We start from the raw sequence: 11,804 nt of genomic DNA, 5'->3' as shown, positions 1-11,804 counted from the left end.
GGTTATTGCTTGACCGCAAAAACCCAAAGCGAGCCGCCGGGCGGGACTTTGGCCAGCCGTTCGTCGCCGGAGAACAGCGAGTAGACGCCGCCATAGCCGCTCGTCACCGCGACATACTGCACGCCGTCCTGCTGCCAGGTCACCGGTTGTCCCTCGATGCCCGAGCCGGTCTGGAATTGCCAGAGCTTCTTGCCGGTGTCGGCATCGAAGGCCTCGAACTCGCCGGTCAGCGCCCCTGAGAACACGACGCCGCCCGCGGTCGACAGCACGCCGGAGAAGCGCGGGATGTCGCTTGGTGCTTCCCACTTCGCCTTTCCGGTCATGGGATCGATCGCCTTCAGATGACCGCGCGGGCCGTCGCCCCATTCCCAGAGATCGGTGAGGTCCATGCCGAGATACCATTCACCCTGCTTGAAGGTGGCGGGTTCAGTCTTGTACCTGCCGCCGAAGGCGAGCGTGTTGGCGTAGGCGAGGCCGGTCTGCGGATTGAACGACATCGGCTCCCAGTTCTTGCCGCCGAGGATCGACGGATAGACTGTCACCTTCTTGCCCTCACGGGCGTCCTTCGAGACGTCGGTCTCGATGGGCCGTCCGGTCTTCATGTCGATTCCGGTCGCCCAGTTGACCTTCACGTAGGGATTGGCCGCGAGCAGCTTTCCGTTGGTGCGGTCGAGCACGTAGAAAAAGCCGTTGCGGTTGGCGTCCATCAACACCTTGGTCGGCTTGCCCTCGACGTTCATGTCGGCGAGGACCATCTCGGCCACGCTGTCATAGTCGAACGGATTGTTCGGCGAGAACTGGTAGTGCCACTTGATCTTGCCGGTCTTGGGATCCATCGCCAGCACGGAGCAGGTGTAGAGGTTGTCGCCCGGGCGCACCGCCGAGTTGAACGGTCCGGGATTGCCGATACCCCAATAGACCGTGTTCAGCTCGGGATCGTAGGAGCCCGTAATCCAGGTCGAGCCACCGCCGAGCTTCCAGGTGTCGCCCTTCCAGGTGTCGCCGCCGGGCTCATCGGGGGAGGGGATCGAATGGGTGCGCCACAGGTGCTTGCCCGTCGCGGGGTCCCAGCCGTCGATGAAGCCGCGGGTGCCGAACTCGGCGCCGGAGATGCCGGTGATCACCACGCCGTCGGCGACCAGCGGCGCCACCGTCATCGAATAGCCTTCCTTGATGTCGGCCGCCTTCTGCCGCCACAGCTCCTTGCCGTCCTTGGCGTCGAGCGCGACCACGTTGGCGTCGAGCGTGGTGCGGAACACCTTGCCCTCATAGAGCGCCGCGCCGCGATTGATGATGCCGCAGCAGACGATGCGCGGCGTTTCGGCGGGATATTCGACCTTGGATTTCCAGATCTGCTTGCCGGTCTTGGCGTCGACCGCCATGGTCGCGTTGTGCGACGTCACGTAGATCACGCCCTGGTAGACCAGCGGTTGGGATTCCTCGCTGCGATCGTCGTTGAAAGAGTAGTTCCAGACCGGGACAAGGTTCTTGACGCTGTCCTTGTTGATCTGGTTCAGCGTCGAGAAACGCTGAAGATTGTAGCCCATCCCGTAGTTGAGAACGTTCGATGTATCGGTCGCACCCTTGACCAGCTGCTCGCTGGTTTGTGCACTTGCACAAGTCGACGTAAGCATGACGAGGCTCGCGGCCATCGCAAAGCGTTTCATCCGTTCCTCCCAGTATGCGCGCCTATTGACGCTGCGACAGCAACACTCCGCCCGAATGCAAAACGCGTCAATACGAAAGTCGTAATTGCGACGCCGATATAGTGGGCGCCGGATGCCGTCATCTGACGGTGACCTGGCAAGCCACGCTCACTTGTGCGCAGGCGCTGAAGAAATTCCGCGGCATGGAGCAGGGCGCGTGCGCGACGGCAGCGGTCGGACCGACGGGTTCCGCAAGTTGTGCGGTGCGCAGGCTGCAATTCGGGGCTTGAACGGAGGCTCGCTTGTGGACTTATGTCGTTTCGATCCGGCTCGAATCGGAGCCCTTGGTCAAGGAGGTTTTCATGATATCGCGTCGCTCTGTTGCACTTGCGGTCACGATTGCACTGCTGTCCGGTCCGGCATGGTCGGCCTCCGGCAACGCGGTCAAGACGTTCGATACCGACAATGACGGTACGCTCGATCTTGCCGAGGTGAAGAAGGCGGCGGCTGCATCGTTCGCCAAGCTTGATCCCGATCACGACGGCACGCTCGACGCCCGCGAGTTGCGCGGACGGTTAACGGCGAAAGAACTCGCCGCCGCCGATCCCGATCGCGACGGGACTCTCACGCTGGACGAATATCTCTCGGTGGCGGAGCAGCGCTTCAACGCGGCGAATCCCGACAAGGATGGAACGCTGGATGCGAAGGAGCTGAACTCGCGCGCCGGCCGCGCGCTGCTGCGCTTGTTGCGGTGAGAACCGGGCCGCTTGACTGGGAGCGAAGGCGAGTTGCCCCAGAGAGAAATTTGCAAGCGCGATGCGACAGTTCGCTGTGTCAACGGCGCGATTCCAGACTTGCGCTGTGTCTGACGCAGCCCTAGGTTTTGGCTGGCGCGATGTCGCGCTCAATCCCTTGGGAGTCCCCGAATGGCCTGGAAAGCTCCGAAGATCGTGGAAGTGCCGGTCGGCATGGAAATCAACATGTACGCCTGCGCTTTGCGCAAGTAAGACAACAAGTAAGACTGACGACCTGCCGCGGCTTCGATGGCAACCACCGTCGAAGCCGTGGTAGTGTCGGGGATGCGCGCGAGAGCCCTTACATTCTGGACCATAGCCGCCTGCACTGTCGCGCTCGCGCCGGCATGCGTCAGCGCCGAAGAGGGCTTTGATACCGAGCACATCTTCGGCTTCATGATCGGCACCGATGTCGGCAATCCCGGCGAGCGCGAATTCCAGACTCAGACGACAGGACGATTCGGCAAAGGTGGCGGGACCTATCGCGCGCTGTCGCAGGAGGTCGAGATCGAGATCGTGCCGCTGCCGAACTTCCGCATCGAGGTCGGCGGCACGGCCACGCTGCACGACATCACCGGCGTCCCCGATATCGGCGACCGCCGCCAGTTCAATTTTCAGGGCGCTTCGCTCGACCTGCGTTATCGCCTGCTCGATCGCGAGCGCGCGCCATTCGGATTGACTGTCGCCGCCGAACTCCATGGCGACCGCATCGACGAGACTTCTGGTGCAAAAGGGCGGATGTACGGTACCGATTTCACGCTCGCCTTCGATCGCGAGCTGATCCCGAACTTCGCCATCGGGGCGCTCAACCTGATCTATCAACCCGAATGGGCGCGTTTCGAGATGGCGGGACTGTCCGAAAAGAGTTCGACCATTGGCGCGGCCTTCGCCGGCCTGGTGCGCGTGCGGCCCGACGTGCTGCTCGGCGGCGAGGTCCGCTACTTCCGGCAGTACGAGGGCATCGGCCTGGGCGAGTTCGCGGGCCAGGCGCTCTTCGTCGGTCCGACCGCTTATTTCCAGCTTTCCGAGCGCTCGCGCCTGACCATGAGCTGGAGCATGCAGGCCTGGGGCCGTCCGGCCGGATCGGGCGGCAATCTCGACCTCGTCAATTTCGAGCGCCACCAGGCGAGGCTGGTCTTTGGAGTTAATTTCTAGCGCTCGCGCCTCGGTTGCGGGGAGAGTTGACCGGCAATTCCCGCTTATTTCACGCGACCGGATTGAAACTTCCCGCTCCTCGGAACGTAATCTTTTGTGCTATTCTTCATCGCCTCTGCGAGGATCCCGGCATGAACCCGATCGACCTGGTGGTGACTGTGTGTGCGGTGCTCTCGCCTGCGACCTGCGAGGAGCAGCATCTGGTGTTCAACTATGCGGGGTCGCCGACGCAATGCGCGATGGCCGCGCCGCCCTATATCGCGCAATGGGTCGGCGACCATCCGAAGTGGCAGGCGGTGCGATGGCGCTGCGAATATCCGCACCCGAACGACAAGGCGTGAAGCCGCCGGCGTTACTTAGTGCAGTCCTTCAGATCCTTGTCGGCGATCGAGAACACCGCATCCGCCTTGATCTCGATGTCGCGCACGATGCACTGCCGTGCATTGGGATAGCTGACCCTGGCGTCGTAGCGGCCGGGCTCGACGCCGGTGATGCGCAGCCGCTCGTCGTGATCGACCTCCTTGTCCTTGTCGTTCAAGCACTGGTTCGGCCCCCACTCGGTCTTCCCGGCCGGCGAGAGCTGGAAGCCGGAGATCGTCTCCGTCGTCAGATTCCAGAGCCGGATACCCTTGCCTTTGGCCTGCGCGAGCGCCGCGCCCGGCATCGCAACCAACAGGATGCCGATCGCAATCAGCGTACGCCGCATGGTGACCCTCCCGCGAAGATGTCGTTGGTCCAATTGACCATGAGTTCTCATTTCGATTCAAGCTGCAACGCGGCGAGCTTGGCCCTGATCTTGCCGAGTTCGGCCTCGCTGCGCTCCGCGCGCGGGATGGCAATCGGCACCTCCCGCACGATGCGCGCCGGTCGCGGCGACAGCAAGAACAGGCGGTCGCCGAGCCGGATCGCGTCGTCTAGGCTGTGGGTGACAAGCAACGTCATCACCGGACGGCGCGCCACCAGCGTCGCGATCTCGTCGCGCAAACGGCCGGCGAGAGCATCGTCGAGCGAGGCGAGGGGCTCATCGAGCACGAGCAGGTCAGGCTCGACGGCAAAGGCGCGGGCGAGCGCGACGCGCCGGGCGAGGCCCAGTGACAATTCGCCCGGAAAATGGCTGCGATGCGCATCCAGCTCCAGGATCCTGAACAGCTCGGCGAGCTTGGCGTCGGTGACATCGGGTGCCGCAAGCCGCACATTCTGCTCGACCGAGCGCCATGGCAGCAGCCTCGGCTCCTGGAAAACCATGCCGATCCGCGCTTCCGGTGGGCGCGAGACGCGCCCCTCGAAATCGCAGTCGAGCCCGAGGATGATGCGCAGCATCGTGCTCTTGCCGCAGCCGGAGGGACCGATCAGCACGCCGACCTCGCCGGATTGAAGCGCGAAGCTGATCGGCGCGAGCACCTCCTGCGTTCCGCCCGCGGCACTCCTGAAGCTCTTGCCTGTGATATCGACCTCAAGCCGCACGGGGTCGCCACCGTGTTGCGCGCGCTTCGAACGGTTGCACCAGCGCGGTTTCGATCACGAGCACAACGGCGGCGAATGTCAGGGAATAGGCGAGCAGCCGTGGCGTATCGAACAGCTGGAAGGCGACGCCGATCTCGAAGCCGACGCCGTTGGGTCGCCCCAGGAGTTCGGCGACCAGCACGATCTTCCACACCAGCGACAATCCGGAGCGGGCTGAGGCCGCGATATAGGGTGCCAGTTGCGGCAGCACGACGTGGCGGAAGGCGCGCCAGCGCGGCATCGCGAACACGCTCGCCATCTCGTCGAGCGAGCGGTCGAGCGCGCGCGCGCCCTCGCGCAGGGTGACGATGGCGGTCGGCAGCTTGTTGATGGCGATTGCTGCGATCGCTGCTGCTTCAGTGAGCCCGGCCCAGATATAGGCTAGCACGATCACGACCAGCGCGGGCAGGTTCAAGAGCAGGATCAGCCAGGGATCGCCGAGGCGGTCGGCGAGCTTCACCCGTCCCATCAGATAGCCGATGGCGCTCCCGAGTGACATCGCCAGCACGAAGGCGAGGCTTACGCGGGCGAGCGTGGCGCCGAGATGCAGGAACAGCGCGCCGCTCGATGCTTCCGCGATGACGACGTCGAGCACGGCGGGCGGAGAGGGCAGCTTTGCGGCGCCGACGAACAGGGCGGCAATCCACCAGATCGCGAGCAACAGGGCAAACGACAGAAGACGCAGCACCTCAGTCTCCGGCAACTGCGTGATAGAACGTGCCGGGATCGAGCTCGGCGGCCGAGCCCACGAGGTCGCGTCCGCCGGTCTCGGCCAGTACGCGGTAGAGCACGCGCGCGTCCTTTTCTTCGTCGTCGATGCTCCGGCGCGGAATGCCGTCGCGATAGCGCTCGCGATAGGTCTTCAGCATGGTGGCATCGCTCGTGCCGGTGAGCGGCGCGATCTTGTCCCAGGCGGCATCCGAGGTCACCAGCAGCTGCTTGGCCTTGTGGGTCATCGCGATGAAGCGCGCCACCGCCTCGCGATGATTTGCTGCCCAGCTTTCGTCGAAGACATAGCCGACTGCAGAGACCGCGCCCTTGGCGCCGAGTTTCGGCAATATGTCCTCGATGCCGGCAAGGCGGCGGAAACCCTTGGCCTCCAGCTGTGCGCAGAAATTCCAGAAATTGAGGCTCGCATCCATCTCGCCGTCCAGCGCCTTGGCGGCGATCAGAGGCGGAGCACCATAGACGATCGTCGCCTCGGACTTCAGGTCGATGCCGTCCTGCTTCATGCGCGCCTGGAGCAGCAGCCAGCTCTTGTCGATGGGACCACCGCCGACGGCGAGCTTGCGGCCCTTCAAATCCGCGAGCGACTTGATCGGCGAGGAGGCCGGCACCATCACCGCGCCGAGCGCGCTGGAATAGGGATAGAAGGTGAGCTTTGCGCCGAGCGTGCGCTCGCGCGACACCCACAGCCAATCGGACAGGATGATGTCGGCATTGCCGGCGCGCAGGGCGATCTTGCCGGCCTCGGGGCTCGCAAGCTCGGTGACGTCGAGCGACAGGTCGGCCTCCTTGTCGAGGCCGCCGGCGCGGATCGCGGCCAGCTCCCAGGAGAATGTTCCGGTCTTCTGCACCGCAAGGCGGATCGTATCCGCGGCGCGGCCGGGCCCGGCCAGTGTCAGCGCCAGCGTCACCGCGAGCGCCAATGATCGACCAAATACTCTCATCACCTTGTGAGCCGTTTCCTCTGATAGGGTGCTTTTCAGGACAATACGCATAGCATAGCTTCCGTCGCAACCAGCGGGAGGACGCTCATGAATCTGGCCGGACAGCTACGACCGATTGTCGCCGCATTGGCGGTGTGGGCTGCGACCGCGCTCGCTGCGCAGGCTGAAGAGGCCAATGATTATCCGACGTCGGCGCGTGCCGAGTATGTCTATGGCTGCATGAAGGCCAATGGCGAGAGCCGGCAGGCGATCGAGCAATGTTCCTGCTCGATCGACGTGGTGGCCTCGATCGTGCCCTATGAGCGCTACGTCACCGCGGAGACGGCGCTCAGCATGTCCCAGGTCCGCGGTAATCTCGGCGTCCAGTTCCGCACGTCAGAGCAGGCGAATTCCGCGGTGAATGACCTCAGGCGCGCGCAGGCGGAAGCCGAGGTGAGGTGTTTTTGACCGCTGCCGCGCTGCTTCGCTTCCCTCGTCAAGGTCGCCGGCGTAGCTTCGATGGTATGATCCGACGGGCTTGCTTGGTAGGATATCTCGATGGACCGGCGCGGCGTTGGAGTGCACCGGGCGGTTGGTGATGCGCCCATCATCGATGATGCAAACGCCGATGCGCCTCAAGCGCGTCGCGCAAGACGGTTCCCGCTTGGCCCGGCATTGGGAATAATCGCCGCATTGTCGGCGGTCTCGAATGCGAGCGCGCAGGAGGCAGAGCCGCGATCGTATTCGAATACGCCTGTCGGATTGAATTTCCTGATCTCGGGCTACGTTTACGCCCAAGGCAAGCTCGCGTTCGATCCCAGCACCGCGATCGCCGATGCCACATTCCGCTCCGATACCGGCGTAGTGGCCTATGTTCGGTCCTTCGACGTCGCTGGCCAGTCGGCCAAGTTCGATGCGATCGTGCCGGCATCGTCGTTTGCCGCGCATGGGCTCGTCAACGGCGAGCCGCGCGAACGGGAGATGTCCGGTCTGGGCGATCCGCGATTTCGTGTCTCGGTCAACCTGTTTGGGGCTCCCGCGCTCTCGGCGAAGGACTTCGCCAGCTACCACCAGGATCTGATCGTGGGCGTAAGCCTTCAGGTCTCCGCGCCCCTCGGGCAATATGACAGCACCAAGCTGCTCAACCTCGGCGGCAACCGTTGGTCCTTCCGGCCCGAGCTCGGAATTTCAAAGGCATGGGGACCATGGACGGTCGAACTCGCCCCCAGCGTGACCTTCTTCAGCGACAACACCGACTTCTTCGGCGGCAAGACGTTCTCGCAGGCTCCGATCTATGCGGTGCAGGGACATGTCATCTACACGTTCCAGTCCGGCATATGGATGGCGCTGGACGGACTGTATTTCGCCGGCGGCAGCACGACCCTCAACGGCATCAAAAACGACAACGAGCAGGCCATCTCGCGCGCGGGCGTGACGGTTGCGTTTCCGATCGATCGACAAAACTCAGTCAAGCTCTCTGCCAGCACCGACATCACCAGCCGCACGGGAAGCGAACTGACAGCTGTCGGTATCGCATGGCAGTATCGTTGGGGCGAGGGATATTGAGGGACGATGATGGATGCCCTCACGTCCCCGGCTTCTCCACATCCCACTCGTTGCGGAACACGTGTCCGTCCGTATCCTTGGCTTCTGCGCGAAAACGCCTGGCGCCGTTGGAAACATAGGTGAAGCGCAGATTGGGATCTTCCGAGATCGAGATGCCGCCTTCCATCGAGAGCACGGGGCTGTCGTCCTGGGTCAGCTTGAGCTGATTGATGAAAAAGGCGGGAATGTAGAGCTGCGTGACTTGGTCCATCTGCAGGCCGGAATTGTTGGGGTGGCCGATCATGATCTGCGCCTCCCGCATGCGGCTCGCCGGGGCCTCCTCGCGCGCGAATTGCCGGTAGCGCATTTGCCCGAGCCGGTTCTGGGCTTCCTCGGCATTCTTGCCAGCTGGTGCCGAGCAGCCGCCGGAGGCTTTCACATAGACTTTCGAGACGTAGAGCTGTCCGTCGCTGAGCTCGGCCACCGCATGGACGTCGGTGTAGTTGTTGACGCGCACGCGCGTCGAGATTTCAGTGACGTTGGCATCCGGTCCGAGCTCGAACTTCGCCGCCATCGGTGCCGGGTTACGATCGATCACCAGCGTGATCGAACGGATGCGGCGGGCATCGCCGGGCGAGAGCTTGCTGCGCAGGGTCACAGGCACGATGGCCGCGTCCTCGGCGCGATAGGGCATCTCGATGCCAATGACATTGCCGCCGTCATTCATCGGACGGTTGCTGAAGATGTCCTGCACCAGGCCTGGCCAGGGATCGTAAGCTTCTTCCGCCTGCGCCGGCACGGCGAATGCAATGCCGAGGAGCAGGGCGATCAGAGGCAGTCGGCGCGTGCATCCCGTCATGGTCATGGTCCCGCGGACGAAGCAACCTTTCGCGCATCGTAGCGCGTCCGCTACTCCCATTCAATTTCCGAAAATGCTGCGGTTGCGTTGCGGGCGTTGTAGTCTTCGAACAGCTCCCAGTGCGGCCGTTCCGAGGCGGCGGCCTTGTCAGCGGCGGTTCGGATCGGCTCGCCCTTCTTGTTCGATGCCCGGACGTCCGCCAGCAGTGCCGTCAGATAGCGCCGTTCATCGGTCAGCGCCGCAGGCCATTCGCTCACGGGCCCGTGACCGGGAACGACGCGCTGCGCCGGAATACTCTCGAGTTCCGCGAGAGTGCCGAGCCAGCCGCGAATGCTGCCGTCCATCACCGGAATATGGCGGAGGAAGACGAGGTCGCCAGTGAACAGCGTCTTCGTCGTCTCGTCGAACACGGTCAGGTCATTGTCGCTGTGCCCGGCCGGCCAGGCCCGCAAGCTCAGGCGGCGCGCGCCGAGATCGAGCGTCATTGTGTCCGTGACGAGCATTGTCGGCGGCACGATCTTCACGGGAGATATCAATTCGTCGCCCATGATGCGCCTAAAATTGTCGAGATAGTACGGCCCGCGCGCAGCGAGCGCCCGCGGCAGCCTGCTGTGACCGACGAAAATGGTGTCCCCGAGGGCGAAGGCCGCATTGCCGAAAACATGGTCGGGATGGCCGTGGGTATTGATGACGTAGCGGATCGGCTTGCTGGTGCGGGCCCGCACCGCCGCCAGCAGCGCCTCGCCCTCGCGAACGCTACCGCCGGTATCAATCACGGCCACCGCATCCTCGCCCACGATGAAGCCAACATTGGCGATGTCGCCCTCGTTCTCGCGGGTCATCAGGGCGATGGTCCCGGAGTGTACGAAGATTCCCGGCGCGACTTCGCTCACAGGCAATTCGGCCGCTGCGGCGCATGCTAGCGTCGCTTTCACCAGCAGGGACAAGGCTGCGATCACGAGAGCGATGCGAGACACTTTTCCGCCTCAGTTCAAAGGGTTTGCGCGCATTGCACTGCAACAAAGAAAAGCCAGCACACAGTCTGGCAAAACATGGCGCGTCATGCGTTGCATGGCTAGCATTCAAACAAGCCTAGGAGGAAGCGCGATGAGGGAGGCCGGACGACATCGTCGCTGGTTGTTTTCACTGAGTATCCTGGTTGCGTCTTGCGCGTTCGGCGACGTCGCCATCGCGCAGACCAACGAGACGGGTGACCTCTCGTTCGAGCTGGTCGATCCCAAGGTGCTGCGCGTCTGTTCCGACCCGCGCAATCTGCCGTTCTCGAACGAGAAGGGCGAGGGATTCGAGAACAAGCTTGCTGAGCTGTTTGCGGACAAGCTCCAGAAGAAGCTCGACTATGTCTTTTTTCCGCAAGCCACCGGCTTCGTGCGCATGACGCTCGGCTCGCATCGCTGCGACGTCATCATGGGCTTCCCCCAAGGCGACGACCTCGTGCAAGGCACCAATCCCTATTACCGCACGAGCTATGCCCTCGTCGCGAAAGCAGGCAGCGGGCTGGAGGAGGTCGACACGCTCGAGGATACCAGATTGAAGGGCAAGCATGTCGGCATCGTCGCCGGCACGCCGCCTGCGACCAACATGGCCATCGCGGGATTGATGGGTGATGCAAAGCCCTATCCGCTGATGATCGACACGCGCTACGACAATTCGGCGCAGGCCATGATCGATGACCTTACGGCCGGCAAGATCGATGCCGGCGTGCTGTGGGGACCGATGGCGGGGTTCTACGCGAAGAAGGCGGGCTCGCTTCATGTCACGCCGCTGGTCAAGGAAACCACCGGGCCAAAACTGGTCTATCGCATCGGCATGGGCGTACGTGGCGCCGATCAGAACTGGAAGCGACAGCTGAACAAGCTGATCCAGGAGAACCAGGGCGAGATCAACAAGATCCTGCTCGACTTCGGCGTGCCGCTGCTGGACGAGAACGATCGGCCGCTCGGCGCGGAGACGGCCAAGAAGGCACCATGACATGAGGCGGCGCGTTGTCGCTGCGCTGGTCGCCGCCATGCTGGTGGCGCCGGTCGTCGCGCAGCAGCAGGAGCCGTTCGAGCCCGAGGGCTATCGCACCGATAATTACCGCGCGCCTGTGCCGGCGACGCTCGGCGGCGCGCGCGTACTGTCGACGTCAGAAGCCGAGGCGATCTGGCACGCCAAGAGCGGCGCCTTCGTCGACGTGCTGCCGCGCGCGCCGAAGCCGAAGAATCTTCCAGCCGGTACCGTCTGGCGCGAGGCGCCGCGCAAAAATGTTCCGGGAAGCATCTGGCTGCCGGATACCGGCTACGGCATGCTGCCGCCCGCCATGGACGACTACTTTCAGCGCGGCCTCGCGCGTGCATCACACGGCGACAAGACCGCGCTGCTCGTGATTTATTGCCTGGCCGATTGCTGGATGTCCTGGAACGCCGCCAAGCGCGCGCTCGGGTACGGCTACTCCAACGTCGCCTGGTATCCCGATGGCACCGACGGCTGGGAGCGTGCAAAGCTACCCACTGAGGAGGCGCAGCCCGAGCCGCGGCCGGAGCAGTAGGCAGAGATCGTCATGCCCGGGCTTGTCCCGGGCATCCAAGTTCTTCGTGCCGCGTGGCTATGCGTGGATGGCCGGGACAAGCCCGGCCATGACGCCCTGTCGCAC

The 11,804-nt window shown here is 63.6% G+C and carries 15 protein-coding genes; 8 read left to right on the top strand and 7 right to left on the bottom strand.

The window, feature by feature from the left end; translation table 11 throughout:
- Positions 1–2: 2 nt before the first annotated feature.
- Positions 3–1,667 carry a methanol/ethanol family PQQ-dependent dehydrogenase gene (locus tag AC0L21_RS28220; RefSeq protein ID WP_473264944.1) on the bottom strand — a complete coding sequence of 555 codons (1,665 nt, stop codon included), beginning with the start codon at positions 1,665–1,667 and terminating at the stop codon, positions 3–5.
- 341 nt (positions 1,668–2,008) lie between these two features.
- Here AC0L21_RS28220 and AC0L21_RS28215 point away from each other — a divergent pair, with 341 nt between their 5' ends.
- From AC0L21_RS28215 to AC0L21_RS28200, 4 genes are all read left to right on the top strand, one after another.
- On the top strand, positions 2,009–2,401 hold the full coding sequence (locus AC0L21_RS28215; protein WP_473264943.1) for an EF-hand domain-containing protein: 393 nt from the start codon (positions 2,009–2,011) through the stop codon (positions 2,399–2,401).
- 171 nt (positions 2,402–2,572) lie between these two features.
- Positions 2,573–2,653 carry a pyrroloquinoline quinone precursor peptide PqqA gene (gene pqqA, locus AC0L21_RS28210; protein ID WP_018460299.1) on the top strand — a complete coding sequence of 27 codons (81 nt, stop codon included), beginning with the start codon at positions 2,573–2,575 and terminating at the stop codon, positions 2,651–2,653.
- 36 nt (positions 2,654–2,689) lie between these two features.
- Positions 2,690–3,595, top strand: coding sequence for a hypothetical protein (locus AC0L21_RS28205; protein ID WP_473264942.1), 906 nt, complete (start codon positions 2,690–2,692; stop codon positions 3,593–3,595).
- Positions 3,596–3,726: 131 nt separating this feature from the next.
- A complete protein-coding gene (locus AC0L21_RS28200; protein ID WP_027566545.1) occupies positions 3,727–3,936 on the top strand; it encodes a hypothetical protein in 210 nt (69 codons plus the stop codon).
- Between the two features lie 11 nt (positions 3,937–3,947).
- On the opposite strand, the gene AC0L21_RS28195 is transcribed toward AC0L21_RS28200, so the two are convergent.
- From AC0L21_RS28195 to AC0L21_RS28180, 4 genes are read right to left on the bottom strand one after another with little or no spacing between them, the layout of a single operon-like run.
- Positions 3,948–4,301, bottom strand: coding sequence for a hypothetical protein (locus AC0L21_RS28195; protein ID WP_085350566.1), 354 nt, complete (start codon positions 4,299–4,301; stop codon positions 3,948–3,950).
- Between the two features lie 47 nt (positions 4,302–4,348).
- Positions 4,349–5,059, bottom strand: coding sequence for an ABC transporter ATP-binding protein (locus AC0L21_RS28190; RefSeq protein WP_473264941.1), 711 nt, complete (start codon positions 5,057–5,059; stop codon positions 4,349–4,351).
- Positions 5,049–5,786, bottom strand: a complete 738-nt coding sequence (locus AC0L21_RS28185) for an ABC transporter permease (protein WP_456768809.1) — start codon at positions 5,784–5,786, stop codon at positions 5,049–5,051. The genes AC0L21_RS28190 and AC0L21_RS28185 overlap by 11 nt, the downstream gene beginning before the upstream one ends.
- A gap of 1 nt (position 5,787) precedes the next feature.
- Positions 5,788–6,768, bottom strand: coding sequence for an ABC transporter substrate-binding protein (locus AC0L21_RS28180; protein WP_473264940.1), 981 nt, complete (start codon positions 6,766–6,768; stop codon positions 5,788–5,790).
- Positions 6,769–6,855: 87 nt separating this feature from the next.
- On the opposite strand from AC0L21_RS28180, the gene AC0L21_RS28175 reads away from it, so the two are divergent.
- The gene (locus AC0L21_RS28175; protein WP_007601391.1) at positions 6,856–7,215 is read left to right on the top strand and encodes a hypothetical protein; all 360 of its coding nucleotides are present in this window, start codon (positions 6,856–6,858) and stop codon (positions 7,213–7,215) included.
- 90 nt (positions 7,216–7,305) lie between these two features.
- Positions 7,306–8,313, top strand: coding sequence for a transporter (locus AC0L21_RS28170; protein WP_473264939.1), 1,008 nt, complete (start codon positions 7,306–7,308; stop codon positions 8,311–8,313).
- 19 nt (positions 8,314–8,332) lie between these two features.
- Here the strand turns inward: AC0L21_RS28170 and AC0L21_RS28165 are convergent, their stop codons facing one another.
- A complete protein-coding gene (locus tag AC0L21_RS28165; RefSeq protein WP_473264938.1) occupies positions 8,333–9,151 on the bottom strand; it encodes a quinoprotein dehydrogenase-associated SoxYZ-like carrier in 819 nt (272 codons plus the stop codon).
- Between the two features lie 50 nt (positions 9,152–9,201).
- A complete protein-coding gene (locus AC0L21_RS28160) occupies positions 9,202–10,128 on the bottom strand; it encodes a quinoprotein relay system zinc metallohydrolase 2 (RefSeq protein WP_473264937.1) in 927 nt (308 codons plus the stop codon).
- A gap of 130 nt (positions 10,129–10,258) precedes the next feature.
- On the opposite strand from AC0L21_RS28160, the gene AC0L21_RS28155 reads away from it, so the two are divergent.
- On the top strand, positions 10,259–11,140 hold the full coding sequence (locus tag AC0L21_RS28155; RefSeq protein WP_473264936.1) for a substrate-binding domain-containing protein: 882 nt from the start codon (positions 10,259–10,261) through the stop codon (positions 11,138–11,140).
- 1 nt (position 11,141) lies between these two features.
- Positions 11,142–11,699: a PQQ-dependent catabolism-associated CXXCW motif protein gene (locus tag AC0L21_RS28150; protein ID WP_473264935.1), complete on the top strand. Its 558-nt coding sequence runs from the start codon at positions 11,142–11,144 to the stop codon at positions 11,697–11,699.
- The last annotated feature ends 105 nt before the right edge of the window (positions 11,700–11,804 follow it).

The organism is Bradyrhizobium sp. WSM4873 (assembly GCF_055811355.1).
This window is presented reverse-complemented; position numbering and strand designations above follow the sequence as displayed.